At 68.5% G+C, this 25,596-nt stretch carries 35 protein-coding genes; 14 read left to right on the top strand and 21 right to left on the bottom strand.

The window, feature by feature from the left end; all coding sequences use genetic code 11:
* Positions 1-2: 2 nt before the first annotated feature.
* The gene (gene nifH, locus G3580_RS19055) at positions 3-887 is read right to left on the bottom strand and encodes a nitrogenase iron protein (RefSeq protein WP_173768233.1); all 885 of its coding nucleotides are present in this window, start codon (positions 885-887) and stop codon (positions 3-5) included.
* A gap of 114 nt (positions 888-1,001) precedes the next feature.
* Between nifH and G3580_RS19050 the strand changes: the two genes are divergently transcribed.
* The 11 genes from G3580_RS19050 (at position 1,002) to G3580_RS19000 (ending at position 9,283) form a co-directional block, all read left to right on the top strand.
* Positions 1,002-1,910, top strand: coding sequence for an NAD(+)--dinitrogen-reductase ADP-D-ribosyltransferase (locus tag G3580_RS19050; protein ID WP_173768231.1), 909 nt, complete (start codon positions 1,002-1,004; stop codon positions 1,908-1,910).
* Between the two features lie 171 nt (positions 1,911-2,081).
* Complete coding sequence (locus G3580_RS19045; RefSeq protein WP_173768229.1) at positions 2,082-2,612, top strand: YeeE/YedE thiosulfate transporter family protein; 531 nt, start codon at positions 2,082-2,084, stop codon at positions 2,610-2,612.
* Positions 2,609-3,202, top strand: a complete 594-nt coding sequence (locus tag G3580_RS19040; protein ID WP_173768228.1) for a DUF6691 family protein — start codon at positions 2,609-2,611, stop codon at positions 3,200-3,202. Before G3580_RS19045 ends, G3580_RS19040 begins: the two co-directional genes overlap by 4 nt.
* Before the next feature lie 21 nt (positions 3,203-3,223).
* Complete coding sequence (locus tag G3580_RS19035; RefSeq protein WP_173768226.1) at positions 3,224-3,574, top strand: hypothetical protein; 351 nt, start codon at positions 3,224-3,226, stop codon at positions 3,572-3,574.
* Between the two features lie 27 nt (positions 3,575-3,601).
* Positions 3,602-4,567: a sulfurtransferase gene (locus tag G3580_RS19030; RefSeq protein WP_173768224.1), complete on the top strand. Its 966-nt coding sequence runs from the start codon at positions 3,602-3,604 to the stop codon at positions 4,565-4,567.
* 67 nt (positions 4,568-4,634) lie between these two features.
* Positions 4,635-5,924: an NAD(P)/FAD-dependent oxidoreductase gene (locus G3580_RS19025; protein WP_173768222.1), complete on the top strand. Its 1,290-nt coding sequence runs from the start codon at positions 4,635-4,637 to the stop codon at positions 5,922-5,924.
* Positions 5,908-6,693 (top strand): DUF6969 family protein, encoded by a 786-nt coding sequence (locus G3580_RS19020; RefSeq protein WP_173768220.1) that lies wholly within the window; start codon positions 5,908-5,910, stop codon positions 6,691-6,693. Before G3580_RS19025 ends, G3580_RS19020 begins: the two co-directional genes overlap by 17 nt.
* Before the next feature lie 65 nt (positions 6,694-6,758).
* The gene (locus G3580_RS19015) at positions 6,759-7,034 is read left to right on the top strand and encodes a hypothetical protein (RefSeq protein ID WP_173768218.1); all 276 of its coding nucleotides are present in this window, start codon (positions 6,759-6,761) and stop codon (positions 7,032-7,034) included.
* A 428-nt stretch (positions 7,035-7,462) separates the two neighbouring features.
* Positions 7,463-8,299: an SIR2 family protein gene (locus G3580_RS19010; RefSeq protein WP_173768216.1), complete on the top strand. Its 837-nt coding sequence runs from the start codon at positions 7,463-7,465 to the stop codon at positions 8,297-8,299.
* A gap of 26 nt (positions 8,300-8,325) precedes the next feature.
* Complete coding sequence (locus tag G3580_RS19005) at positions 8,326-8,787, top strand: hypothetical protein (RefSeq protein ID WP_173768215.1); 462 nt, start codon at positions 8,326-8,328, stop codon at positions 8,785-8,787.
* A gap of 103 nt (positions 8,788-8,890) precedes the next feature.
* A complete protein-coding gene (locus tag G3580_RS19000) occupies positions 8,891-9,283 on the top strand; it encodes a bacteriohemerythrin (protein WP_173768213.1) in 393 nt (130 codons plus the stop codon).
* 6 nt (positions 9,284-9,289) lie between these two features.
* Here G3580_RS19000 and G3580_RS18995 read toward each other — a convergent pair whose 3' ends face one another.
* From G3580_RS18995 to nifB, 13 genes are all read right to left on the bottom strand, one after another.
* The gene (locus G3580_RS18995; protein ID WP_173768211.1) at positions 9,290-9,748 is read right to left on the bottom strand and encodes a DUF6691 family protein; all 459 of its coding nucleotides are present in this window, start codon (positions 9,746-9,748) and stop codon (positions 9,290-9,292) included.
* Positions 9,745-10,230, bottom strand: coding sequence for a YeeE/YedE family protein (locus tag G3580_RS18990; protein WP_217424550.1), 486 nt, complete (start codon positions 10,228-10,230; stop codon positions 9,745-9,747). Before G3580_RS18990 ends, G3580_RS18995 begins: the two co-directional genes overlap by 4 nt.
* 96 nt (positions 10,231-10,326) lie before the next feature.
* Positions 10,327-10,533, bottom strand: a complete 207-nt coding sequence (locus G3580_RS18985; protein WP_173768209.1) for a dodecin — start codon at positions 10,531-10,533, stop codon at positions 10,327-10,329.
* A gap of 256 nt (positions 10,534-10,789) precedes the next feature.
* On the bottom strand, positions 10,790-11,590 hold the full coding sequence (locus G3580_RS18980) for an N-formylglutamate amidohydrolase (RefSeq protein ID WP_217424549.1): 801 nt from the start codon (positions 11,588-11,590) through the stop codon (positions 10,790-10,792).
* Positions 11,591-11,642: 52 nt separating this feature from the next.
* On the bottom strand, positions 11,643-11,768 hold the full coding sequence (locus G3580_RS20310) for a hypothetical protein (RefSeq protein WP_267313317.1): 126 nt from the start codon (positions 11,766-11,768) through the stop codon (positions 11,643-11,645).
* A 136-nt stretch (positions 11,769-11,904) separates the two neighbouring features.
* Complete coding sequence (draG, locus tag G3580_RS18975; RefSeq protein ID WP_173768207.1) at positions 11,905-12,828, bottom strand: ADP-ribosyl-[dinitrogen reductase] hydrolase; 924 nt, start codon at positions 12,826-12,828, stop codon at positions 11,905-11,907.
* A gap of 83 nt (positions 12,829-12,911) precedes the next feature.
* Positions 12,912-13,484 (bottom strand): nitrogen fixation protein NifQ, encoded by a 573-nt coding sequence (locus tag G3580_RS18970; protein ID WP_173768205.1) that lies wholly within the window; start codon positions 13,482-13,484, stop codon positions 12,912-12,914.
* Between the two features lie 52 nt (positions 13,485-13,536).
* Positions 13,537-13,902 (bottom strand): 2Fe-2S iron-sulfur cluster-binding protein, encoded by a 366-nt coding sequence (locus G3580_RS18965; protein ID WP_173768203.1) that lies wholly within the window; start codon positions 13,900-13,902, stop codon positions 13,537-13,539.
* A 63-nt stretch (positions 13,903-13,965) separates the two neighbouring features.
* Entirely contained in the window at positions 13,966-14,253 is a 288-nt protein-coding gene (locus G3580_RS18960; protein ID WP_173768201.1) for a 2Fe-2S iron-sulfur cluster-binding protein, read from the bottom strand.
* A gap of 147 nt (positions 14,254-14,400) precedes the next feature.
* Positions 14,401-15,675, bottom strand: coding sequence for an FprA family A-type flavoprotein (locus tag G3580_RS18955; protein ID WP_173768199.1), 1,275 nt, complete (start codon positions 15,673-15,675; stop codon positions 14,401-14,403).
* A gap of 1 nt (position 15,676) precedes the next feature.
* Positions 15,677-16,120 carry a thioredoxin domain-containing protein gene (locus tag G3580_RS18950; RefSeq protein WP_173768197.1) on the bottom strand — a complete coding sequence of 148 codons (444 nt, stop codon included), beginning with the start codon at positions 16,118-16,120 and terminating at the stop codon, positions 15,677-15,679.
* A 40-nt stretch (positions 16,121-16,160) separates the two neighbouring features.
* Positions 16,161-16,442 (bottom strand): 4Fe-4S binding protein, encoded by a 282-nt coding sequence (locus G3580_RS18945; RefSeq protein WP_173768195.1) that lies wholly within the window; start codon positions 16,440-16,442, stop codon positions 16,161-16,163.
* Between the two features lie 63 nt (positions 16,443-16,505).
* Complete coding sequence (nifB, locus tag G3580_RS18940; RefSeq protein ID WP_173768193.1) at positions 16,506-18,017, bottom strand: nitrogenase cofactor biosynthesis protein NifB; 1,512 nt, start codon at positions 18,015-18,017, stop codon at positions 16,506-16,508.
* A gap of 186 nt (positions 18,018-18,203) precedes the next feature.
* On the opposite strand from nifB, the gene G3580_RS18935 reads away from it, so the two are divergent.
* Positions 18,204-19,376: a GGDEF domain-containing protein gene (locus tag G3580_RS18935; RefSeq protein WP_173768191.1), complete on the top strand. Its 1,173-nt coding sequence runs from the start codon at positions 18,204-18,206 to the stop codon at positions 19,374-19,376.
* A 236-nt stretch (positions 19,377-19,612) separates the two neighbouring features.
* On the top strand, positions 19,613-20,410 hold the full coding sequence (locus tag G3580_RS18930) for a TIGR01458 family HAD-type hydrolase (protein WP_173768189.1): 798 nt from the start codon (positions 19,613-19,615) through the stop codon (positions 20,408-20,410).
* 78 nt (positions 20,411-20,488) lie between these two features.
* Here the strand turns inward: G3580_RS18930 and G3580_RS18925 are convergent, their stop codons facing one another.
* Genes G3580_RS18925 through G3580_RS18905 form a run of 5 tightly spaced genes read right to left on the bottom strand, consistent with a single transcriptional unit; the run spans position 20,489 to position 22,333 of the window.
* Positions 20,489-20,683: a glycine zipper 2TM domain-containing protein gene (locus G3580_RS18925; RefSeq protein WP_173768187.1), complete on the bottom strand. Its 195-nt coding sequence runs from the start codon at positions 20,681-20,683 to the stop codon at positions 20,489-20,491.
* A 29-nt stretch (positions 20,684-20,712) separates the two neighbouring features.
* Positions 20,713-21,003: a hypothetical protein gene (locus tag G3580_RS18920; protein ID WP_173768185.1), complete on the bottom strand. Its 291-nt coding sequence runs from the start codon at positions 21,001-21,003 to the stop codon at positions 20,713-20,715.
* Positions 21,004-21,027: 24 nt separating this feature from the next.
* The gene (locus G3580_RS18915) at positions 21,028-21,342 is read right to left on the bottom strand and encodes a BON domain-containing protein (RefSeq protein ID WP_173768184.1); all 315 of its coding nucleotides are present in this window, start codon (positions 21,340-21,342) and stop codon (positions 21,028-21,030) included.
* Between the two features lie 50 nt (positions 21,343-21,392).
* Positions 21,393-22,022, bottom strand: coding sequence for an MlaC/ttg2D family ABC transporter substrate-binding protein (locus G3580_RS18910; RefSeq protein WP_173768182.1), 630 nt, complete (start codon positions 22,020-22,022; stop codon positions 21,393-21,395).
* 41 nt (positions 22,023-22,063) lie between these two features.
* Positions 22,064-22,333, bottom strand: a complete 270-nt coding sequence (locus G3580_RS18905) for an EF-hand domain-containing protein (RefSeq protein ID WP_173768892.1) — start codon at positions 22,331-22,333, stop codon at positions 22,064-22,066.
* Between the two features lie 173 nt (positions 22,334-22,506).
* Here G3580_RS18905 and G3580_RS18900 point away from each other — a divergent pair, with 173 nt between their 5' ends.
* Complete coding sequence (locus tag G3580_RS18900) at positions 22,507-23,877, top strand: CHASE3 domain-containing protein (RefSeq protein ID WP_173768180.1); 1,371 nt, start codon at positions 22,507-22,509, stop codon at positions 23,875-23,877.
* 35 nt (positions 23,878-23,912) lie between these two features.
* Here G3580_RS18900 and G3580_RS18895 read toward each other — a convergent pair whose 3' ends face one another.
* Positions 23,913-24,548 carry a response regulator gene (locus G3580_RS18895; RefSeq protein ID WP_173768178.1) on the bottom strand — a complete coding sequence of 212 codons (636 nt, stop codon included), beginning with the start codon at positions 24,546-24,548 and terminating at the stop codon, positions 23,913-23,915.
* Between the two features lie 119 nt (positions 24,549-24,667).
* Positions 24,668-25,567: a LysR family transcriptional regulator gene (locus G3580_RS18890; protein ID WP_173768176.1), complete on the bottom strand. Its 900-nt coding sequence runs from the start codon at positions 25,565-25,567 to the stop codon at positions 24,668-24,670.
* Positions 25,568-25,596 lie beyond the last annotated feature (29 nt).

The raw sequence follows: 25,596 nt of genomic DNA, 5'->3' as shown, positions 1-25,596 counted from the left end.
GATCAGCCCGCGGCCAGTTCGGCGGCCGTCTTGCCGACGATGGATTCGTCTTCCGCTTCCATGATCCCGAACTCCATCAGCAGCTCTTCGAGCTCTTCCATCTCGATCGGGGTCGGGATGACGAAGTTGGTGTTGGCGTCGATCTTGGCGGCCAGCTGACGGTACTCGTCGGCCTGCTTGTGCTTCGGGTCGTACTCGATGACCGTCATGCGGCGGATCTCGGCGTGCTGCACGGCGTTGTCACGCGGCACGAAGTGGATCATCGTGGTGCCCAGGCGCTCGGCCAGGGCCATGATGAGTTCGTCTTCGCGGTCGGTGTTGCGGCTGTTGCAGATCAGGCCGGCCAGGCGCACGCCACCGGAGTTGGCGTACTTCACGATGCCCTTGGAGATGTTGTTGGCCGCGTACATGGCCATCATCTCGCCGGAGCAGACGATGTAGATTTCCTGGGCCTTGTTCTCGCGGATGGGCATGGCGAAACCGCCGCACACCACGTCGCCGAGCACGTCGTAGAACACGAAGTCCAGGTCTTCGTCATAGGCGCCTTCCTCTTCCAGGAAGTTGATGGCGGTGATGACGCCGCGGCCGGCGCAGCCGACACCGGGCTCGGGGCCACCGGACTCGACGCACTTGGTGCCGCCGAAACCGACGGAAAGCACGTCCTCGAGTTCGAGGTCTTCAACGGAACCGGCCTCGGCGGCCAGGTGCATGACGGTGGTCTGGGCCTTGGAGTGCAGGATCAGGCGGGTCGAATCGGCCTTCGGGTCGCAGCCCACGATCATCACTTTCTTGCCGGCCTCGGCCAGTGCCGCCACCAGGTTCTGGGTGGTGGTGGACTTGCCGATGCCGCCCTTACCGTAGATGGCGCATTGACGCAATTTAGCCATGGTGTAATCTCCTTAATCTGTCAGTCGGGTTGCGAGGATTGATGAGAGTCGCGCCTCATCCTCTGCACAACGCGTGCCAACCCGATTGGCAGCCTTCAAGGTGTTGAAAACACGATGGATTCGAAAGATGAATCGACCGTTGTGGGGTCGACGACATGTGACAACGCGGCGGCACTTTGTCGGGGTAGCGACAAATCCCGAGCCGTCGCGGCCTGCTCCCTGCCGCGCGACGCGCGACTGCCCATCAACCGCTGCAACCTGCCGGCGGTCATCCTCGGCAGCCTGACCTTCCAGCGTTATCCCGCGCCGCTGGCCATCGACGGGGTGGCCGAGCTGCACCGCGACCTGTTCGCCCGCCTCGAGACCGAAGCCGACCCGGCGGCGCGTGCCGACGTGTTCCGCGACTACCTGACCGTGCGCTTCCGCCTCGCCCGGCTGGAGGACGCCGGCTACAGCGCGCACGGGCGCCGGCGCAAGCGTGCGCGCGCCAACTGGGAGCGCCTCATCCGCGGCTGGAGCTTCGACTCCGACAACCGCGAGGGCGCGGTGCTCAAGGCCTGGGTGGAGTCGCGCTTCGGTCTTGCGCCCCGCTTCCACGGCGCGCCCCTGCAGCCGCCGGGCGGCGCCGCGTGGTGGCGCTTCCAGGAAGACCGCGCCCGTGGCCTGTACGGCACCAACGCGCTCGAGGCCCAGCTCGATCTGGTCTATACCTGGGCGCAGTACGAGCTGGCGCGGCGCCACCCGTCGGTGCGCCACATCACCCTGTACCGGGGCGTGAACCGCATCGCCGACCATGAGGTGCTCGCGTCCGGGCCCGGTCGCCGCCGGGTGATCCTGCCCAACAACCTGAGCTCCTTCACCAGCAGCCGGGAGCGGGCCGGCGAGTTCGGTGACGCCATCCTGTGTGCGCAGATTCCGGTGGCGAAGATCTTCTTCCACGACGAACTCATGGCGGATCGCCTGCAGGGCGAGGGCGAGTTCGTCGTCATCGGTGGCGTGATCGAGGTGGACATCGACCGCTGAGCCGCCCCGGGGGCGCGCGTGCCATGCAACATGTCGGCCGCGCGGCATTTGTGCTTGTTTTTCACCGGCTTGGCCCGCGCGCGCGTGCCGCGCTGCAGCATCGATCATGCTTGCAGAGCCCGGGCCGCCACTCTAGTATTTAAGCAAATGCTTATTTACTTATGGGATTGAATGAACCCGTCCGCCCCATCGTCTCCGACGCGTCCGTTCTGGCCGCCCCTCGTGGCGGGCCTAGCCTTGGGGCTCGTCCTGCTGCTGACCTTCGTGCTCACCGGGCACGGGCTCGGCGCCACCGGCTTCTTCACCCGCCTGGCGGCCTGGAGCGGGGGTGTCGTCGCCTTCGACAGCACCTATGACAATCCCTACCTGGGGCCCCTGCTCGACGACGGCAAACCGCTCGCCTCCTGGATCACCTGGCAGGTGCTGGGGGTCGCCCTCGGCGCTCTCGCCGCCAGCTGGAGCGCGGGCCGCTTCAAGGTCCGCCTCGACGGCATCCACCGGACGCGCCGGCTCAGTCGTGGCCTGATGGCCTTCGGCGGCGGCGCGCTGGCCGGCTTCGGGGCCCGCGTGGCGGCCGGATGCACCAGCGGCGTGGGCTTGTCCGGCAGCGCCACCCTGGCGGTGGCCGGCTTCGTGTTCCTGGGGGCGTTCTTCGCCGCCGGCCTGCTCGCCAGCCGTCTGGTCAAGGGAGGACCGCAATGATGCCCTTCAACGACGTGGGTCTGGCCTCGGGCCTGCTGTGCGGGTTCCTGTTCGGCTATGTGCTCGAGAACGCCGGCTTCGGCAGCCCGTGCAAGCTGACCGCCCAGTTCCGCCTGTCCGACTGGTCGGTATTCAAGGTGATGTTCACCGCCATCGTGGTGACCGCGGTGGGCCTGTATCTGCTGCGTGTGGCCGGCGTGCTGGCGCCCGACAGCGTCTATGTGCCGCCGGCCTTCCTCGGCGCGGTGGCCATCGGTGGCGCGTTCATCGGCGCCGGCTTCGCGGTGGGCGGCTATTGCCCGGGCACCTCGGTGGTGGGCATGTTCTCCGGGCGGGTCGATGGCCTTCTGTTCTCGCTCGGGCTGGTGGCCGGCACCTGGGTTTTCGCCGGGGCCTTCGATGCCGTCGAGGGCTGGACCACGGCGGGCGACTCGGCCGCCGGCGACACCCTGCCGCTGGCGCTGGGCCTGCCCGAATGGCTGATCCTGGCAGTGCTGGTGGCTGCGGCCGTGGCGATCTTCATCGTCGGCGGCCGCATCGAGCAACGTTTCAATGGTCCGCTCGACGCCGACGCGTCGATGCGCGACTGAACCACACGGGAGACCCGATCCATGAAGCAACCCAGACCCGGCCGGCGCCTGCTGGCGCGTGCCCTGCCCGCCGTGGCGGTCGCCCTCGGGGCCGCCGCCGCGGCCCAGGGGGCCGAACCGACCCGCCTCGCCCAGGCCAACCCTTGCGCACCGCGCAGCCGTTCGGTCAATCCGTGCGCGGCCGGCAATCCGTGCGCGCCGCGGCGGGCACGGCGCAACCCCTGCGCGGCGAACCCCTGCGCCGCGGGCAACCCGTGTGCGCCGCGCCGTCGGCGTGCCAATCCGTGTGCGGCGGCCAACCCGTGCGCCGCGGGCAATCCCTGCGCACCGCGGCGTCGCGAGCGCAACCCGTGTGCACCGGCGGCGCGCTGAGCGCGCGGCCCGGATGAGGAGGAAACCATGAGAATCAAGACCATCGTGATGAGCGCCGCCGGCCTGCTGCTGGCCGGCCAGGTGCTGGCCGTGGACCTGCCCGGGCCGGTGGTGGATACCGCCTGGCTGGCCGCGCATCTCAAGGAGGTGCAGGTGGTGTCGGTGCAGTCGGACCCGAGCCTGTTCACCGCCAAGCCCTATTGGGAGAAGGATGCCAAGAGCGGCAAGGCGATGTTGATCGAGGCGGCCGGCCATGTGCCGGGCGCACGCCTGGTCAACGCCAAGACGATCCGCGTGGCGCGCACGATCGGCGCGCACACCGTGAAGTACATGGTGCCCGAGGGCGCCGAATTCGAGGCCATGATGCGCCAGGCCGGGCTGACGGCCGATCGGCCCATCGTGCTGGTGCCGCTGGGTCAGCAGACCGCCGACATGGACGACGCGGCGCGCCTGTACTGGCAGCTCAAGTACTACGGCGACGACCGGGTGGCGATCCTCAACGGCGGTATGGCCGCGTGGATCCACGCCGGTGGCGAGCTCAGCACGGCGGCGGCGCCGGCGCAGACGGGTGACTGGACCGCCGCCGCGCCGCGTGCCGATCTGGTCGCCACCTCCGACGAGGTCGCCGCCGGCAAGGCGCAGGTGGTCGACGCCCGCTCGCTGCCGCAGTACCACGGCCTGTCCAAGCGCGACTATGTGTTCGATTACGGCCACATTCCGGGCGCCCATGCGCTGCCGCCGGACGTGCAGGTGATGAGCGCGGGCGGCACCGCGACCTTCCTGCCCGCCGCCAGCTACCGGACCATCCTCAAGGCATCGGGGATCGATCCGGACGCGCCGGCCATCACCTACTGCAACAGCGGCCACCTGGCCGCCGGCGCCTGGTTCGTGATGTCGCAGATCGTCGGTAATCCGGCGGTGAAGCTCTATGACGGGTCCCTGCATGAATGGACCCTGGAAAAACGCCCCATGGAAGGGATCGCCCAGCGCTGATCCGCCACAGGTCGCACCCCCGGCGCAGGTGTGCGACGGGCATCAAACAGTGAGGAGGAGACAAACCATGGCTCACATCGTCATCATCGGCGCCGGCATCGGCGGCCTGCCCATGGCCTACGAGATGCGCGACGTCGCGCGCAAGGAAGACCGCATCACCGTCGTCGCCCGGGACGCGAAGTTCCATTTCGTGCCATCCAACCCCTGGGTGGCGGTCAACTGGCGCAAGCGCGAGGACATCGAGATCGACCCGGCCGAGCCGCTGGCGCGCAAGGGCATCGACTTCATCGCCCAGACGGTCAAGCGGGTGCATCCGGGCGACAACGCCATCGAGCTCGACGACGGCCAGTCCATCACCTACGACTACCTGGTGATCGCCACCGGCCCCAAGCTGGCCTTCGACGAGGTGCCGGGGCTCGGGCCCCATGGCGGTTTCACCCAGTCGGTGTGCCATGTGGACCACGCGGTGACCTCGGAACAGAAGTGGCAGGAATTCGTCAAGGATCCGGGCCCGATCATCGTCGGTGCGGTGCAGGGGGCCTCCTGCTTCGGCCCCGCCTACGAGTTCGCCATGATCCTCGACGCCGACCTGCGCAAGCGCCGGATCCGCGACCGGGTGCCCATGACCTTCGTCACTTCCGAGCCCTACATCGGCCACCTCGGGCTGGCCGGCGTGGGCGACTCGAAGGGCATCATGGAGTCGGCCTACCGCGACCGCCACATCAAGTGGATCTGCAACGCCAAGGTCGAGAAGATCGAGGACGGGCTCATGCACGTGATCGAGCATGACGAGGACGGCAAGGAGAAGAAGCGCCACGAGCTGCCCTTCAAGTACTCGATGATGCTGCCGGCCTTCAAGGGCGTGGACGCGGTGTTCGGCATCGAAGGGCTGGTCAATCCGCGCGGCTTCGTGCTCATCGACAAGCACCAGCGCAATCCCAAGTACCCCAACATCTTCTCGGTGGGGGTGTGCGTGGCGATTCCGCCGGTGGAGGCGACGCCGATCCCCACCGGCACCCCCAAGACCGGCTACATGATCGAGTCCATGGTCACCGCCACCGCGCACAACATCCGCGCCCTCATCGACGGCAGGGAGCCCACCGAAACCGCCACCTGGAACGCGGTCTGTCTGGCGGATTTCGGCGACACCGGCGCCGCCTTCGTCGCCCTGCCGCAGATCCCGCCGCGCAACATGAACTGGTTCGCCCAGGGCAAGTGGGTGCATCTGGCCAAGATCGCGTTCGAGAAGTACTTCCTGCGCAAGATGCGCAAGGGCACCACCGAACCGGTGTACGAGAAGGTGGTGATGAAGGCCATCGGCATCGCCAAGCTCAAGGGCAATGGCGGCGGCCAGTGAGCCGCTGACGGACCCGGATCTGGCGGCCCGGCTGCCGGATCCGGCCCGGTTCTCCGTCGATGCGCTGGTGCCGCTGATCGCCGCCGGGCGCGAGGTGGCCGAGTGCCAGCGGGTGCTCGAGAAGGGCGGGCTCAACCTGGTCGGCGAGGTGCTGCGGGGGCAGGGCGAGTTCGTCGAGCTCGAGCACTACCCGCGCGACGACGTCTTCGACCACGAGACCCATGCCCAGTACTACTACCACGCCCATCGCGGTTCGGCCGAGCACGGGCATTTCCACACCTTCCTGCGGGCGCCGGGCATGCCGCCGGGTTGCGAACCGGTGGCCCACGACGATGCCACGGCGGCCTGGCCCGAGGACGAGGACGCCCTCAGTCATCTGATCGCGATCTCCATGGACGCCTGGGGCGATCCGGTCGCCCTGTTCGCCACCAACCGCTGGGTCACCGGCGAGACCTGGTATCCGGCACCGGCGGTGATCGCCATGCTCGACGAATTCGAGATCGACCACGCGTATCCGTCCTGGCCGGTGAATCGCTGGATCGGCGCGCTGCTGCGCCTCTATCGGCCGTGGATCGAGGCGCTGCTCCATCACCGCGACGCGGTGGTGGCGGCCTGGCAGGCGGCGCATCCGGACACCGAGGTGTTCGAGGATCGCGCCCTCGACATCACCGGGTTGCTGCCCATCGACCCGCCTGCCCTGCTCGAGCGCCTGGAGGCGCAATGGGCGGCCAGCCGGGCCGGGGAGGCGGGCTGCGGAGACGATTTGTGACTGGATTGTTGCGGCGCAATAGTCCACAGTGGCAGGGCAAGCCCACGTGTTTTCGAGGTGCTGTCATGAACCAAGAGCCCAGCCATACCGCCCTGCCCTGTCGTCTGCGCACCCTGTGCCTCGTCGCCGTGTTCTGCACCCCGGCGCTCGCCCTGGCCAAGGGGGTTCCGGCCGAATCGTCGACGCCGGGCAAGGCCGGCGCGACCGAGCTGAAGGCGCTCGTGACACCTGCGTCGGCTCCCCGGGTTGCGCCTCGACAGGTAGCGCAGGGCGCCAGCAAATCCGCCGGCGATGCCCTGGCCCTCAAGCTCCTGATGCATCGGCTCGTCACCGGCTCCTGAGCGGACACCGCCCGTGCACGCGGGTGACACTCCGCGACGTCGCCGCGGGACATCCGTCCCGCCGGCTTCAGGGAGACGGCATCAGGCAATCGCCGACCGGCATTCGCGCCTGCGTCCGGCGGCGGGTGTCGCCCGCCGCAGGCAGCGCGCGCGACCGCATTGACCCCAAGACAGTCCCGCGGTGGCTGCCGGGCGGGCGAGCGGCCATTCTCACAGACCCTTGCGTCATTGCCAATGTCATAAGTCACTTCGCCGGCGCGCGTGACCGGCCGCCTTCGTGCGGCTGTCGCAGCCCGTCCAATCGCTGTCGCAAAGTCCACAACACGGTGCGATGCACCATGACAAGCCATTGAATCGACGGGGTTTCCTGACGGGCCCGCTTCTTGCACCCGATACGGCATGACCGCATTGGAAGATGGAGCAAGACCATGACCCCCGATCAGCGCGACCTGCTCGTCACCGGCCTGAGCAACGGCACCATCGTGCCCTATCTCGGCCCGGGCGTGCTCGCCGACGTCCGCAGCGTGGCGACCGGCGCCGTGATTCCCGCCACCAGCGACGCCCTCATCCTCGCCATGAACGACGGCCGCCCGATGGCGCCCAAGCTCATGTACGAGTTCCCCCGCGCGGCGATGAACGTCGAGCTCAAGCGCGGGCGCAGCGCGGTGACCCGCTTCCTCACCCGCACCTACGGCGAGACCGAATACACCCGCGGTGCCGTGCATGACTGGCTGCAGGCGCTCGCGCCCCGGTACGTGGTCGACATCAACCGCGACACCCAGCTTCAGGACAGCGCCGCCAGCCGCCCCCACAACCTCATCGTCGGCGTCGCCCGCATCGGCGGCACGCCCTTCCGCTACAAGCTCTACACCTGGACCGGCGAGGCCTACCGCGAGGTCGAGCAGCTCGACATGGCCCTGCCGCTGCTGTTCAAGCCCATGGGCACGCCGCGCCCCGAAGCCACCTACGTGGCCTCCGACGCCGACTATGTGGACTACATCACCGAGCTGATGGGCGGCTTCGCCATTCCGCCGGAACTCAAGGCCTATCGCCAGGGCAAGCGCTACCTGCTCATGGGGCTGCGCCTCAACCGCGACACCGAGCGCATGGTGATGGCCGACATCGTCTACAGCGCCGCCCAGCCCGCGGGCTGGATCCTGCTGCCCGACCCCACCGCCAAGGAACGCCGGTTCTGCCGGAAGGTCGGCCTCGAGATCATCGAAGAAGACGTATTCGAATTCATCGGCGCCGCCCAGCCGGCCTGATTCCCTATCGATTGGAGCAAGACACCATGCAGGTCGACACCCCCCTGATGGAAAAGTACCAGGCGCTGTTCTTCAACGAGAATTTCTGCGAGGCGGCCTCGACGACCGGGCTCACGGCCTATCGCGGCGAATTCACCCTCAAGGAAGGCGAGATCGCCGACGCCCAGGGCCGGCGCAAGCCGCCGGAACGCGTGCTCAAGCAGGTCGTGCTGCTGACCGCAGCGGACAAGCTCAGGTTGCTGTCCGGCTCCCTCGACGCGCTGCAGGACTTTCCCCTGGTGGTGGAAAAATTCGGCGAGGCCCTGGACGCCGAGTCGCGGGTGGTGCTGTTCACCGTGAACATCGACGATCCGTTCATCGACACCGTCATGGCGCCCGGGTGGTGTTCATCCCCCTGGTGCAAGGCATGGTGTGGACCGAGCTGGCCGACCTGGCCGCGCTCGAAAAGGGGGACTTCAAGGGCCAGAGCGCGGCCGACAAGGTCGTGACCCTGTTCGACGCCCTCAGCAACACCCGCTTCAAGTACCCGGAACTGGCCTTCTCCTCGGTGGCGACCAACGCCAACAAGCGGGAAAACCACGGAGCCATCTGATGCAGTGGGACACCGCCCATCACGCGCTGGGCGTGGCCGACATGGATGCTACGCACCGTGAATTCGCAAGCTACGTGAGCGCCCTGAGCGCTGCGCCGGAGGTGGAATTTCCGGCCCTGTTCGAGCAGTTGCGCGCCCACACCCGCCGGCATTTCGAGGGCGAGTATCGGCTCATGCAGGCCTGCCGCTTTGCCGCCACCGCCGAGCACGAGGCCGAGCACGCCCGCGTGCTGGCGGATCTGAGTCACCTGTCGATCCGGGTGCAGCAGGGCAACTGCACCATGGCGCGAGCTTACGTCAACGCGTTGCCCGACTGGTTCGCCCAGCACCTGGCGACCCTGGATTCCGCCCTCGCGGCGCGCCTCAAGGCCGCGGCGCTCGCCAGCGCCTGAGGTCCCTCAGTCGGCCGTGGCGGCCGCGACCGGCGCGGGGGCCGGGCACTCGCGTCGGCCGACGGTCAGGCCGTGCAGCAGCGCACCGGCGAAGATGCCGCCGAGGGCGATGAGCAGGTCGGGGTTGCCCGCACCCAGCCCGGCCAGCGCCGGTCCCGGGCACACCCCGCAGATGCCCCAGCCGACGCCGAACAGGGCGCCGCCGGCGAGGCTGCGCCGATCCACCTGGAACGGGCGTGGTTCGAAGGCGCCACCGAGCAGCGCCCGACGGCGCAGGCGCGGGACGAGCTGGAACACGATCAGGTTCAGGCCGGTGGCCGCGCCGAGCACGAACAGCAGGCCCAGATCGTCGAAGGTGAGGAAGGAGAGCACCACCTCGGGCCGGATCATGGTCGCCCACGACAGGCCGAAGCCGAACAGGGTGCCGGCGACGAGGGTGACGAGCCGATCGATGGACGTGTTCATGCGCCCACCCCCAGTCCTTTCATGATCCAGGCGGTGGCGATCGCGGTTGCCATGAAGGTGGCGACGATCAGCATGGAGCCCCGGTTGAGCGAGGCCATGCCGCAGATGCCATGGCCCGAGGTGCAACCGCCGCCGAGGCGGGCGCCATAGCCGATCAGCACGCCGCCGAGGGCCAGCTTCCAGGCCGGCAGGTGGCTGGCTTCCTGGGGCAGGCCGAGGGCCAGATAGAGCGCGCCGCCGAGCACGAAGCCGGCGGCGTACACCAGACGCCAGCGGCGTGAATCGAGCAGCGCGGCCTGGCGGAAGAAGGGCGTGGCGACGAACCAGGACCAGGTCGAGCTGAACACCGTGCTCGCCCCGCCCTGACGGCCGGTGACCACATACAGCACGGCCACGCCCAGGCCGATCAGCAGGCCGCCGACCAGATACGGGGCGACGCCGTGGGGAAACAGAAGGTTGAACATGTTGGCGACAACGGACACGTGAGGGGTCCGATTGTCGCATTAGGGAACGCTAAATTAGAAACCGCCGACGTTAGGTGTATAGAACGCTCGCGCATATGGCGCGACGCGCCCGCCCTACTCCAGCCGGAAGCCGACCTTCAGCTTCACCTGGTAGTGGGCGATCTCGCCGTTGACGATGTGGCCGCGCGACTCGATCACCTCGTACCAGTCCAGGTGGTCGACGGTCAGCGCGGCGCGCTTGATGGCGTTGCGGATGGCGTCGTCCGATCCGACGGCGGACGAGCCGGCCAGCTCGATGATCTTGTATACGTGGTCGCTCATGGCCCATGTCTCCAAGGATTTTGGGAGATCCCGGTACCAGTATAGGTGGTGGTGTGGCAAGTCCGGCGAGGGCGCAGGGTCAAAGGTCCGGAAGCGCGCCGGTGCGTACTTCGACTCGGGTCAGGACATTTGGACCGAAAGCGTTGCTGAGCGCCACGTCGGCGGTGTGTGTGTGCGAACAGGCGCCAGGCGCTGTCTGAGAGGGGGCGGTTCGGGGCACTCGTAGACGATGGCGATCTTCATTGCTCAACGCAGGTCATGCCGCGTGACGGGCGTGTGGCGAGCGGGACAGCGGCGTGCACGGGTCAGGGCGAATCGGGCGTTCCAGGATCTCGCCTAGGGTTTCGATGATCAGGGCGCGGAGTGACGACCAGTGATGGCCGCCCGTGAAGACATGACGTTGATTGATCTCGAGTTCGACGCCCAGGTAAGTGTCGGGTGAATACCGGCGCCGCAGCGTCGTGAGCTGGCCATCGGCATCACCACGGTACGGATGGTTACGGCGAATGGCTAGACGCAGGTCGCGCTGTGCCATGGCCTCTTGCCACTGCAGACAGAGCGACTTTTCGGCCGGGCGCTTGGGATCGTACAGCAGGCCGATGTCCGCGTTTCGGACCACACCGTCCAGTTCGGGGGTGAAGCTGTGGCACGAAAGGTGGAGCACCCGGCCATGATGGGCAATGGCCTCGGTGGTGAGGGTTTCGGCATAGTCCCGGTAAGGCCGGTAGTAGGTGTCCACGATGTGCCTGCGTACGGTGAGTGGTGCTTCGCGCACGGTGTCGTAATGCAGCTGCCGATGACCGACGGAGCGGGTGAGGTCAACCACCAGGCGGGAAATCGTGGATGCCAGCAAAGGAGCGCCCAGAGCGCTGGCTACCGCCCGGGCCATCTCCAGTGCCCCCGGATCGAATCCGCGATGGGTGCGAACCAGATCGAAGCGGCCGGAGAAATACTTGCGACACGGGACGGGAATGCGGTTGCCACCGTGCTCGCAACTGACGACTAACCCCATGGTGTGGTGGGCCTGGGTGTTGCCGCGTGACGGGGTGTGGGTCATGCGGCGGGCCGGCCAGACTGGGGCGAAATCCGCGCCTCCGCCATCGTGGCGGTCATCCGCGAAGGAGCGGAGTGGACTCCCCTTCCTGCTTCTTGAGCCGCTTGGCGGCCTTCTTTTCCTTGGGGGTCAGACGGGGTTGCTTGCGTGCTTCCTTGTTGCCGTGTTGAGCTTTGCTCATGGCCATGCTCCAGATGTGCAACCAAGGTGTGGTTACCGCACCACTATAGGCTGATCGGCGTGTGAAAACCGTCGACTCCGAAAATAAACACGACCACCTTCGTGTGTACCAGGGTGCCGCGCCGCCTGCCTTGCGTTCAGGCGGTGGTCACATGTGCCAGCAATCCGACCGCCTGGGTGCAGCACGCCTCCCGGATTTGTGGGTCGAGGCGTTCGTACCACCGGCGTGGCAGGGCTTTGGCGCCGTGACGGGCGCCCACGACCATGCCCGCGATGGCGCCGGTGGTGTCGGCGTCGCCACCGCGATTGACCACATCCAGGAGCACCGACTCGGCGTCGGCATGGGCGGCGAGCGCCTGCAGCACCGCCTGCAGGGTGTGGACGACGTAGCCGCTGGGATTGTCGACCCGCCGCGCGGGCGGCGTGAACACGGGCTGGGTCGCCAGCAGGCGGGCGATTGCGGCCTGACCCGCCTGGGGTCGATCGCGCAGGCCGGCATGCACCAGGGCGATGAGGCATTCGCAGGCGGCGTCGGACAGGGCGTTGTGGTGGGTGACATGGGCCTGGGCGCGGCTGGCCGCGGCGATCGCCTCGCGCGGCCGGCCCAGGGTGGCCAGCGCCACCGGCAGCACGCGCATGGCGGCGCCGTTGCCGGCGTCGTGCTCCGATGCCGGGGCCTGCGGATCACCGGTGCGGCGCCAGGTGACGAGGTTGCGGCGCACCGTGTTGCCGATGTCCACCGGCTTGGCGCGCATCCAGGCGTCGAAGGCGCGGGCGCAGGCGTCCGGGACGACGCGGCCGTCGTGCTCGAGGATGGCCGCGCCCAGGGCGAGCGACATGGTGGTGTCGTCGGTCACCTGCCCGGGCTTGAGCCTGAGCCAGCCGCCGCCGGTGAGCTCCTTGTGCACGCCGTGCCGCGCCTGGATCTCGCGCGGCGTCATGAACTCGACGGTGGCGCCCAGCGCATCGCCGATGGCCAGCCCCAGATAGGCGCCGACGGCCCGCTCGCGCAGGGTGTCGGCATCGGGCCATCGCAGGGGGGCGTTACTGGAAGGGCGCACCGTGTCGGCCGTTCATGTCCGTGGTCGTGGCGTCCCGACACCGCACGCCGGTGCGCCGCGTCGGCGCCGCAGCGCGCGCATCCTCACGTTTCCGGGGCGAAACACTTGGCATGATCCGCACACTCGCTGCATGACGGCGCCGGGCACACGTAGATCCCCTCGGCGGCACAGAACTGCTTGTAGAGGAACTTCTTCCACTTCATGTCGCCGGTGTTCCGCCCGGCCAGCGCCGGGAAGTTGTGATGCAGCAGGGTGGACAGCTCGGCGCGGTCGGCCAGCCCGAGGTCCTGCCACAGGTGGTCGCGGCCGGCGCAGGCGGTGGCGACGATGTCGGCCATCCAGGTCTCGGCGCGATGGCGCCCGGCGCGGTGATCGAGCATCAGCTTGCGCAGGTCGTCCCACTCGGGGATGGCCTCGAGCTCGCGGGCGCGGGTGCGCGGCACCGGGCCGGGAAAGAAGTGATTGAGCATGCGCACGAAGGCGACGGTCCCCAGGCCCAGGTCGGCGCCCAGGCAGCCGAAGCCGGTGCCCTGGCCGGCGACGAGGCTGGCGAACAGGGCGCGGTTGGGGTCGGCGGCAACGGCCGGCTCGACCCGGCGGCGCAACAGATCGGCCTGCAGGTGGGTGCGCATGACGACGGCGTCGGTGGCATTCATGGCAATGTCCTCCATGGGGTCGCGGCCCCGGCGGCGCCGGGGCCGTGCGGGCTCACTTGCTGGGGTACTCCACCAGCAGGTCCTCGCCGCCACGCACGATCATCTGGCAGGCCAGACGCCAGTGGTTGGGCGGGATGTCGTCCACGTACATCTGGTCGATCTCTGCCTGGCTGACGCGGCCCATCTCCTTGAGCACGGCGACTTCGCGGGCGTTGAGCGGCCCGCCCATGGGGCGGCGCTTGCCGTCCAGGGACGAGACCTTCACCAGACAGGTGCCGCAGTCGCCTTCGCCGCAGCCGAAGTCGATGGGAATGTGGTGTTCCTTGGCCAGGGAGAGGATGGTCTGGGTGTGGCTGCCGGCCACGGCATAGACCGTCTTGTCCTTGTGCAGGGTGCTGGTGAATGTGACGAGCGACATGGTGCGTTCTCCAAAAAAAAGTGGATGGAATCGAAGGGTTCTCGCTGTCGGGGGGCGACGGGCTCAGCCCGGGCGGACGGTGATCTCGCCGCCGAGGATCTGCGCCTGGCACGCCAGCCGGTGCCCCCGGGGCGCCAGGTTGTCCTTGAGGACCTGGTCTTCGAGCACGGAGGGGGTGGCGAGGTTGTCGGTGCCGGACACGACGCGGGTCAGGCAGGTGCAGCACTCGCCCTCGCGACAGCCGTAGGTGATGCCGGCGCCGACCTTTTCCGAGACCTCGATCAGGCGGGTGCCGGCCGGCACGGTGACGGTGACGCCGATGTCTTCGAAGGTGACTTTGGCCTTGGGCATGGGGGAATCCTCAGGTTCGCGGGGAAGGGAATGGGGGCGTCGGTCGGATATGCGAAGCGCCATCCGACGTTTGGGATCGTCGTGAGGCTGCCGTGTCGGAAGGCGCTTCGCTTTTCCGGCCTACATGCTTGCAACGATCGTGGGTGCTCATCCAACGAGCTCCGACAGGTCGATGGCGCGGTGCTCGACCGTGCCGGTGAGATGGCGGGCGACGTCCTGACCGAGTGCGCGGCAGGCATCGAGCTCGTGGTCGTCGGGCACCAGCTTGACGCGCAGGCCGTCCACCGGCACCCGCAGCTTGAGTCCGCGCAGGCGGTCCTCGATCAGGCGCACCGCCTCGCCGCTCCAGCCGTAGGAGCCGAAGGCGACGCCGAGCTTGCCCTTGATGCTCACGCTGGTGAGCGAGGAGAGCAGGTCCCAGACGGGTTTGACCGCGTCGGCGTTGATGGTGGGGCTGCCGATGGCCAGACCGTCGGCCTCCTCGACGAGATCGGTGAAGCCGTCCGCCTCGCCGCCTTCCAGGTCGTAGAGCGAGACGCGCACCCCGGCCAGGCGCTCGGCGCCGGCGGCGATCGCTTCGGCCATGCGCCGGGTGTTGCCGTAGGCGGACAGGTAGAAGATCACCAGGGTCTTCTCGCGGCGCGCCTCGTTGCACAGGCGCGGCGTGGCCAGCTCGCGGTAGCGCAGCACGTAGTCGCGCGGCCCGTGGCGCAGGAGGGGGCCGTGGGCGGGGGCGATGAGCTCGAGGCGCAGCGGCTCGATCAGTGCCAGGGCGTCGAGCACATGCTCGCGGAAGGGGCGCATGATGTGCTGGTAGTAGTACTCGAAGGAGAAGCGGAAGTCGCCGGCCAGGTCGTTGAACAGGCGCGCATCGCAGAAGTGGCAGCCGAACACGTCGCCGGAGAACAGCACGCCGTCCTCGACCAGGTAGGTGCACTGGGTGTCGGGCCAGTGCAGGTAGGGCGTGTGCAGAAAGCGCAGCGTGCGGCCGCCGAGGTCGACTTCGTCACCGGTGGTCACCGGCGTGTAGTCGGGCAACTCGCTCATGGGCGGCTTGAGCAGCGCCTTGAGCATCATCTGCGCGCGGGTGGACAGATACACCTTGGCCAGCGGCGCGCGGCGCAGCAGCTCGGGCAGGGCGCCGCTGTGGTCGGGCTCCAGGTGGTTGAGCACGATGGTGGTGATCTCGTCGTAGCGGGCGACGGATTCGAGCCGGCGGAAGAACACGTCGGCGTAGTTCTCCTTGACCGTGTCGATGACGGCCACGCCCGTCTCGCCGCGCACCACGTAGCTGTTGTAGCTGGTGCCGTTGGCGGTCTTGAGGATGATGTCGAAGCTGCGCAGATGCGGATCGAGGGCGCCCACCCAGTGGACCCCCGGGGCCAGTTCGACCGCCGCGTCGGACAGACCGGCCGGGCGCATCTCAGTGCTCCCCGGCGGTGGGCGCCGGGCACGGCGCATGCGCGCCGCGGCCCCGGGCGCAGCCTTCCAGATTGCCGCGGGTGGCCGCCGCCGGTTCGAGCCCGATCCAGGCGTCCACGGCGAAGCTGTCGAAGCCGACCATGTGGGTGCCGTCCACGGCCATGAGCGGGCGCCGGATCAGCAGCGGATCGGCCAGCAGCAGGGCCATGGCGGCAGGCGCATCGAGCCGCTCGGGCACGATGTGACCGTCGCGCACGGCCGGCGCGCTCGGGTTGAACCACTCGCTCACCGGCAGCGGCGCCAGGAAGGCCAACAGCCGCTCGGCGGTCCACGGTTCGGCCAGCAGGCTGCGTACCACCAGCCGGTGGCCGGCGGCCTCGAGCAGGGCCTTCTGTTGCCGGTTGCCGGCACAGCCGGGCTTTTCGTAGAAGGTGACGGTCGCCATGGCGGCTCCTCGACACGGGCGGGCGTCCCCGCCGGTGCGCTTACAGGTATTCGGCGGGCAGCAAGGCCATCTCGACGATCTTCTCGATCGGGATGTGGGTGAGCGAGCCGGGCGGGTTCAGGGCGTCGCCGAGTTCGTCGACGATGGCGCACTCGATCGGGCAGATGGCCGCGCACTGGGGGTCGGGGTGGTCGCCCAGGCATTCGGTGCACTTGTCGTCGTCGATGAGGAAGTGCGGCGTGTCCTGGTAGATGGCGTCGTTGGGGCACACGTCGTGGCAGGCCCAGCAGTTGACGCATTGGGCGGTGATTTGCAGTGCCATGTTCGGCTCCTCGATGGCTTCAATGGCGTGGCCGGCGTGGCCGGCCACGGGCGCGTTTTCCGGTCAGGCGACCTGCTGGGTGGATGCGGGGACGGCCAGCTTGCCGGCGTCGAACATCTCCTTGTACACCGCCATGACGGCGTCCTCGATCGGCTCCATGGCGTGCTCGCCGTTGGGCTGGATGCCGGCACTTTCGAGCTGGCTCCAGGGCTCGAAGCCGATTTTCGAACAGAGCACCACCTCGCAGCCTTCCAGGGTGCGGATGTTGCGTTCGAGCACGGATTCGGGTTCGTCCCCGGTGGCCACGCCGCCCTCGCCGCAGGTGTCCAGCCCGGCGCAGTACAGCTCGGTCTTGCGATGGCTGATGAAGCGCACGCCCTCCGGCGAGGCCTCGTAGATGAGGAACTCCCGGGCATGGCCGAAGTGTTCCGCCACCACGCCGCCCTTGCCGGCCACGGCCATCAGCACCGGACGGGCGTCCGAGGCGATGGACAGATGGACGGGGACCTGCGCGGCCTTGGCCGCACGCTCGGCTTCGAGCTTGCCGAGGATGTCGTCGTGCACCTGTTTGCGACGCGCCATGGCGGCCTCGTAATCCACGTCCATGACGTCGATCTTGTCGAGGGTGAACTCGTTGCCACGGTCTTCGCCCAGCAGGCCGACCGCATCGGCGCGGCACTGGCGGCAGTGACGCATCATGGCCATGTCGCCGGCGCACTCGTCCTGCAGTGCCTGGAGCTCGTCGTCGGTGGGGCCGCGCTGTTCCATGATGCCGTAGTAGGTGCCGTGCTCGGCCTCGGCGATGAGCGGCATCACGTTGTGCAGGAAGGCGCCCTTGGCCTTGACGATCTTCGACACTTCCTTCAGGTGCTCGTCGTTCACGCCGGGGATCATCACCGAGTTGACCTTCACCAGGATGCCGCGCGAGGTCAGCGCCTCGAGGCCCTTCTGCTGTTGTTCGATGAGAATCTTCGCGCCCTCGACACCACGGATGCGCTTGTTGTCCCAGTAGATCCAGGGGTAGATCTGCGCGCCGATCTCCGGATCGACGCAGTTGATCGTGATCGTCACGTGATCGATGTTGTGCTTGGCGATCTCGTCGGCGTACTGGGGCAGGTTGAGCCCGTTGGTGGACACGCACAGCTTGATGTCCGGGGTCTGCTCCGAGAGCATGCGGAAGGTCTCGAAGGTGCGCTCCGGGTTGGCGAGGGGGTCGCCGGGGCCGGCGATGCCCAGCACCGTCATCTGCGGAATCTCCGCCGCCACGGCCTTGATCTTGCGGATCGCCTGGTCGGGGCTCAGCAGCTCGGAGACCACGCCCGGGCGCGACTCGTTCGAGCAGTCGTACTTGCGATTGCAGTAGTTGCACTGGATGTTGCAGGCCGGCGCCACCGCCACGTGCATGCGGGCGAAATAGTGATGTGCTTCCTCGGAATAGCAGGGGTGGTCCTGTACCTTGGCGCGGATGTGGTCCGGCAGGTGAGACAGGGCGTCCGGGGCGGTACCGCAGCCGCTGGAGGCGCAGCCGCCGCCCCCGGCGTCGGTCGGGGTATTGCTGATGACGGGGAGTTCCACGTTGCCGCTCCTCTGTGCGAAGGGGTGTGGCTGCACCGCAGCAACCGTCGTGCCAAGCAACAAAGATAATAAAAAACAAGGAGTTGTGCATGGTGACCGATGTGGCATGTCGGGCCTTTGTCGCAAAGGTGACAGCGACGCCGGTGGCTCAAGCCCGGTGCGTTCCGGTCCGTTGGTGTCTTATCGATGCCGCTTGATCTCATGACGCCACCGCCCTTGGAGCCGCCCGAATTCGACGGTGCCTCGCCGCCGTCCGCCGCCCGCCGGCATGCCCGCCCCCCGTGGCTGGCGCCGGGGGGGCAGCGCGGCACGCTGGTCATGCTCGTCGGCAGCGTGATCGGCCTGCTGGGTCATGTCGGCTTCCTGGTGCTGTTCGTGGCTTACGGCCTCGCCTTCATGGCCGCCGTCAATGTCGGCAGCGTGCTGTTGTGGCTCGCGGCCGGCCGGGTGGCCCTGCGTGGCCATCATGGCGCCGCGATCGCCATCGCCTGCGTCGAACTGGTCGTGCATGCCTGCCTCGCGGTGTGGCAGGTGGGCCTGGGTGCGGGTTTTCAGTACTACCTGTGGTCGGCGGCCTGCCTGCTGGTGCTCAACCCGCACATGCGCTCCGACATCGCGCTGGTCGCCGGGGTGTGCGTATCGCTGGTGTTTGCCTCGTTGCACCTGATCTTCCCGATCGGCGCGATCGCCGCGCCGCTGCGCGAGGTGCAGGGCATCCTCAACTACGTCAATGCCCTGTGTGCGCCGCTGCCCATCGTGTTCGTCGTCATCATGGTGCGGCAGGTGTCCAGGCATCAGGAGACGGCCCTGCGGGAGGTGGCGGCCCGCGACGAGGTGACCGGCGTGTTCAACCGGCGCCACGGCATGCGTGTCCTGAACCGGGCGCTGGAGACGGCCGGGCGGGACGGCGACACCCTGTTCGTCATGCTCGGCGACGTCGATCATTTCAAGTCGATCAATGACACCTTCGGCCATCACGTCGGTGACGGGGTGCTCGCCCAGGTGGCCGCGACGCTCGCCTGCGGCCTGCGCAGCGACGACATGCTGTGCCGCTGGGGCGGCGAAGAGTTCCTGATGGTGTTTTCGGGCTTTCCGCACCACGGCATTCGCGAGCGCATGGACACCTTGCGCCGTACGCTGGTCCACACGTCCTTCGGTGAGGGCCTCCCCGGGGTGACCATGAGTTTTGGCCTGACGCGCGCCCGGCCGGGCGATTCGGCGGACGAGATCGTGCGCCGCGCCGATGCGCTCATGTACGAAGCCAAGCGCGCCGGGCGCAACCGCATTGTGGACGATCTGCACCCCCGGGCCGTCGCCATGCCGACCATCGTCGCCGCCGAGTCGGGCGAGACGCCCTGAGTGCCTGACCGGTCGGGCGGACGCTCGACATGCCCGGGCCTCGCGGCAGCTGGCGGCGCGGGCGCGCTTGCCAGCGGTGCGGCAGGCGGACGAAGATACCGGGAGGTCGTCGACGGCGTTTCCTGCCGTCACCCGATCGTGGAAGGCAGCGGCCGCCGGCCCAGGCATGTGGCCATGGGGCGGGTCCGCGCATTGGCCTGAGCGCCGGTCGGCGCGTCGGGCAAGGAGTCTCAGCCATGTCCGTACCGGCGCTGGAACAGCGCCCCGCCGCCGTACTCATCGATCTGGCCGGGGTGCTTCACGTGGGGGACGCCGCCGTTCCGGGTGCCGTCGATGCCCTCGCCCGCCTGCGCCAGGCGGGGTTGCGGCTGCGCTTCCTGACCAACACCACCCGCTCGCCGCGGGCGCGGATCGCGCGCATGCTCACCGGCCTGGGCTTCGAGGTGCGTGGAGACGAGATCCAGACCGCGGCGGCCGCGGCGCGGCAGGTGGTCGATGCGCGCGGCCTCGCGCCCTTCTACCTCGTCCACCCCGATCTGGCAGCGGAAATGGGCCCGGGCGCCGAGCACCCCGACGCCGTGGTCATGGGCGACATGGGCCCGCACCTGACCTACGCCCATCTGAACCGTGCCTTCCGCCTGCTCATGGACGGCGCCGCCTTCATCGCCATGGCCCGCAACCGCTACTTCCAGGAAGAGGATGGCCTGTCGCTGGACATGGGCGCCTTCGTGACCGGGCTGGAGTTCTCCAGCGGCGTGGGCGCCGAGATCGTCGGCAAGCCGGCGGCCGGTTTCTTCCAGGCGGCGCTGGACGCCGTGGGCGTGCCGGCGGGCGAGGCGGTGCTCATCGGCGATGATCTCCATGATGACGTGGGCGCGGCGCAGGACTGCGGCATCGCCGGCATCCTCGTGCGTACCGGCAAGTACCGGCCCGAGGACGAACACGACGAAGAGGTGCGGCCGGCGCGGGTGGTGGACGACTTCGCCGCCGCCGTGGCCCACCTGCTCGCCCTGGCGGCGGAGCCCCGGCCATGACACGCGGCGACCCGCCGGTGACGGGTCGCCGCTGGATGGGGAATCAAAGGATGTTGGCGTGCCGCGCGGGCGGCGCGGTCATTCGCCGATTTCGTGGCCGATGACGCCGCCCACCGCGGCACCGCCGACGGCACCGGCGGTCGAGCCGCTGGTCACCGCACTGCCGACGCCGGCACCCGCGGCAGCACCGATGAGGGTGCCGCCGAGGGCACTGCATCCGGACACGATGAGCGCCGTTGCCACGACGCAAAGTGTGGTCAGGGTGCGTTTCATGATGTCCTCCTCATGCGGTCGATGTCCGGTCATTGGCGGGTGTTGTCGCCGCTGGCCGGGGTGTCCATGGACGAGGTGCCGTCACCCGAGTTCGGCATGTCCGAAGCCGGTTGATCGGCTTTCTGGGTGTCGGATTCCGGCAGGGGCGGGTATTCGGGACCGCCCATGCCCGACGCTTTGTCGGACGGGTTCCCCGGGGATGGGGCCGCCGCCGACGGGGTGTCCGCGGAGGCCGACGAGGTGGAGGTGGTCTGCGGCTTGTCGCACGCCGAAATTAGGGGTACGGCAAGCAAGGTCAGCAGGATGAACTTCGTTCTCATGACATGTCCTCCATGTGGGTTGTGTCACTGGGTTGATTTCAGACGCATGTCGTTGGTGACCGACTTGACGCCTTTGACGTTTCGGGCGAGCTCGACCGCACGGTCGATCTGCTCCGGGGTGTCGGCGTAGCCGGAAAGCTGCACCCGGCCCCGGAAGGTCTCCACGGTGATGTCCAGCGCGTCCACCGCCTTGTCGCTGACGAAGGCGCTCTTGACGCGTGTGGTGATCACGCTGTCGTCGATGTACTCGCCCGTGCTCTCACGGGTCGGGGTTGCGCTGCAGGCGGCGAGCACGGCCGTCAGGGCCAGCGCCGCTACGGCGCGTCTGCGATCTATCATCCGGGTTCTCCTTGTCGTTGCGGGCACGAGCGCCCCGACGGTCGTCGCCGTCAGGACCCTGCCGCGCCCCCGTTGGCCAGGCGGTCGTTGCGTTTGCGCAGCGCCTGGATCAAGCCGTCGGTACCACCGCGCGCCAGTTCGCTGGCGAAGCTGCTGCGATAGGTGGTGACCAGACTCACGCCGGCGACGCTGACGTCGAACACCTTCCATTGCCCGCCGTTCTCGGCCAGGCGGTAGTCCAGGTCGATCGGCTGGGCGCCGGGCTGACGGATCTCGCTGCGCACGACCACCTCGTCGCCCTGGCGCGGTGCCGCGGGCGGATCGAAATGCACGGTCTGGTCGCGATAGCGGGTCAGCGCGTTGGCGTAAGTGCGCACCAGCAGCGTCCGGAAGGCCTGGGTGAGCTGTTTGCGTTGCGTCGGGCTCGCATCACGCCAACCGCGGCCGACGGCCAGGCGCGTCATGCGCTGAAAATCGAAATGCGGGGCGATCTTCTGTTCGATGATCCGGATCGCCTTGCGGTGCCCGTCGGTCTTCAGGCCGCGGTCCTCGCGCAGGACGGCCAGGACGTCGTTGGTGACGTTCTGGACCAGCGCGTCGGGGCTGCCCACGGCACCGGCGTGCAGGGGCACCAGCAGCAGGCACACGGCCTGCAGGAAAATCGCAATCGGGCGAATCATGGTCGTTCCTCCATGCGTGACGGTGCGCGCGCGGCCTCGCCTTACATCCGCTCGTGCGGTCGGGTCCCGCGGGTCCACTCGGCGAGGGAGATGGCGCCGTCATGGTTGCGGTCGAGGCGATCGAAGGTCGCCTGGGTTTCGGCCGAGCGCCGGGCCTCCTGTTTCGAGACCTGTCCGTCCCGGTTCTGGTCGAGCTGCTTGAACATGGCCGGCGCGTCCGCGTCGGGGTGCGCCGGTGTCTGCGCCGCCGGCGAAGCCAGCGGCATGGTGCCGATGGCCAACAGGGCGACTAGACTGATGATGCGTTTCATCACTGTGCTCCTTGAGAATGTCCGGTTGTCCGTGCCGCAGCCCTTGCTGCGCGTTGGACAATTTCATGCTAGAAGCCGGAGCCGGTGCCTTCTGTAGGACGAGGCGGATTTGCCTGTAGGACCAGTCCTGCATCGCGCGCCGGCCGTCCGACCCGATGTGGAGAACCGAGACCATGAAGCACGCCCTGCCACCCGTCGCCGAGGTGGGCCGGACCGTCCGGCGTTGGCGCGATCTGTTGATGATCCTGGGTGGCGTCGTGGTGCTGGTCGTGTCGGCGCTGAGTGTCTGGCAGGCCATGTCCAGCGAACGGGCGCTTGCCGAGCTCGACCTGCAGGCCGAGCGCCTGGGCCGCCTCGATAGCCTGCTGATCCGGATGGTGGAGGCCGAAAGCGGGGTACGCGGCTATCTGCTCAGCCGCAAGAAGGGCTATCTGACACCCTACTTCGACAACCTGACGGCCATCGAGTACACCCTGGAGCAGATCCGCCACGACGTGGGGCCCGGCGCCCAGGACCAGGAGGATCTGGCCCAGCTCACCGGGCTGGTGACGCTGAAGCTGCGCATCCTCGCCAGTGCGGTCTCCCAGGGCAACGCCGGCACCGAGGCGCCGCCGGGCCGGGCCGAACCGGAAGGGCTGCGCTACATGGAAAAGATCCGCATGCGCGTGGCCGCGCTCAAGTACCGCATGGCCACGCGCGCCCAGCAGTCGCTCGACCGCTCGATCGTCCACATCCGCAGTACGCGCTGGGTGGTGGCGGTGCTTTCGGTGGTGGCCGTGCTCCTGCTGGTCTGGCTATACGTGCTGCAGCAACGCCAGGCCCGGCTCGGCGCGCGCATCGACGCCCTGCTGCGCACCGAGAACGACCACCTCGAGGCGCAGGTGCGCGCCCGCACGGCGGAGCTCTCCGATCTGGCCAGCTATCTGACCGACACCCGTGAAGCCGAGCAGGCGCGCCTCGCACGTGAGCTGCATGATGAACTGGGGGCCTTGCTGACCGCGGCGAAGATGGACGCGGGCTGGATCGGCCGCAAGCTCGACGGGGCCGACGCGGACGGCCTGCGCGAGCGGATCGAACGGCTCAAGGGCATGCTCGACGAAGGCATCGCCCTCAAGCGTCGCATTACCGACGGCCTGCGCCCCCCGCTGCTCGAGGAGCTCGGCCTGTCGGCCGCCCTGCAGGAACTGGCCGAGGACTTCGCCCGCCGCGACGGCGTGGCCGTCGCGCTGAGCCTGCCGGAGGCGCCGATCGAGTTGCCCCCGGATCGCGCGCTGGCGCTCTATCGCATCGCCCAGGAGGCGCTCACCAATGTGCGCCGCCATGCCCGCGCCACCCAGGTGTCGCTGCGCCTGGCGTGCACGGCGACGGGGATCGAGCTGACGGTCGAGGACGACGGCGTCGGCTTCACGCCGTCCGCCGGTGCGCACCACCACGGGCTGGCGGGCATGCGCCATCGCATGCAGATGTTCGCCGGCCGCTGCGACATTGCCAGCGCACCGGGGGCGGGCACCCGCATCCATGCGTGCATGCCGCCGGGGCCGTGATCGGTGCCCCCCGGAACACGCCGCGGGGGCTGCATTCAACCGATGATCAGGCCATGGTGGATGGCGTAGGTGGCCAGTTCCGCGTTGCTCGATACCGCCAGCTTGTCGAGCACGCGGGTGCGGTAGGTGCTGACGGTCTTGATGCTCAGGTTCAGCGCCTCGCCGATGTCCGAGACCGATTCGCCGCGCGCCAGGCGCAGAAACACCTCCAGCTCGCGCTCCGAGAGCTGGCTGTGGCGCAGCCGCGGCGCATCGCCGGCCAACTCGCCGGCGAGCAGTTCCGCGGTGCGCGGCGAGATATAACGGCGCCCCTGGGCAATGGTCCGGATCGCCCCGATCAGCTCGTCGCGGTCGCACTCCTTGCACAGATAGCCGTCGGCACCATGGCGAATCATCGCCGGGGCATAGCGTTCTTCCGGAAAGGTGCTCAACACCAGCACGCGCACCGTGTCGAAGCGCTGGCGCACCACGCGCAACACCTCGCCGCCACTGCAGCCGGACAGGGCGAGATCGAGCAGCAACACGTCGCAGGGGGTGTCGCGCAGCTGGTCGAGCGCCGCCTCGCCCGAGTCGGCCTCGAACGCCACCCGGATGTCCAGTTCGTCCGCGAGCATCTCGCGAATCCCCGTCCGCACGATCTCATGATCGTCGACGATGGCGATGTGCAGCATGGCGCGACTCCTTCGTCAGACCTTGTGCATTGGAGCGGGGACGACGTGGCGGCGTTCGCTCCGATTTGTTGCCGGGTGTTGGCGGCGGTGCGATCCACAGGCGCATTGAGAACACAGCCCTAGCCCCAGCGCGGCTGCGCCGAGAACTGCCCGGTCAGGTAGTCCAGCAGCGCCCGGACCTTGGCCGGCAGGTGCTTGCGGTGGGGATACACCGCGTGGATCAGCTGCTTCTCGATGCCGTAGTCGGTCAGCAGCGGCACCAGACGGCCGGCCTCGATGTCCCGCGCCACCATGAACATCGACAGCCGCGCGATGCCGCCGCCGAGCAGGGCGTATTCATGCAATGCGTCCACGTTGTCGGTCACGAAGGTGCCTTGGGCCTCGACGGTTTCGGTCCCCGCGGCGCTGGTGAACTGCCACCGGTTGAAGACCTCGCTGGTGGACAGGCGCAGGCACTCGTGCTGCAACAGGTCGGACGGTGTCAGCGGTCGCCCGTGGGTCGCCAGGTAGCCCGGGCTGGCGCAGACCACGCGCCGGCTCTGCCCCAGCTTGCGGCCGACCAGGCTGGTGTCCTGGAGCTCCCCCAGCCGGATCGCCAGGTCCACGCCTTCGGCCACCAGGTCCACCGCCTGCCCGGTGAGCTGGAACTCCAGGGTCACGCGCGGATAGCGGGCCTGGAACGCCGGCATCAGCGGCAGCAGCTGGTGCTTGGCGAACCCGGGGGTGCTGTTGATCCGCAGGGTGCCGGCCGGCGCCTGCACGAAGCCGGTCAGGGCGTTCTCGGCGTCCTCGATGTCGGCCAGGATCTCGAGGCAGCGCGGGTAGTAGCGCTCGCCGGCCTCGGTCAGGTGCAGCGCGCGCGTGGTGCGGTTGATCAGGCGCACGCCCAGTCTGGATTCGAGCCGCGACAGCAGCTTGCTGATCGCCGAGGGTGACAGATCCAGGTGACGTCCGGCGGCGGAAAAGCTGCCCTGGCGGACGGACTCCACGAACACCTGCATCTCGGTCCACTTGTCCACCTCGCCCCTCCCATTCTGTGAATTGTATT

The organism is Nitrogeniibacter mangrovi, assembly GCF_010983895.1.
Lineage (GTDB): Bacteria > Pseudomonadota > Gammaproteobacteria > Burkholderiales > Rhodocyclaceae > Nitrogeniibacter > Nitrogeniibacter mangrovi.
Note: the sequence above shows the minus strand (reverse complement) of the source record. Positions and strands in the feature narration are given on the sequence as shown.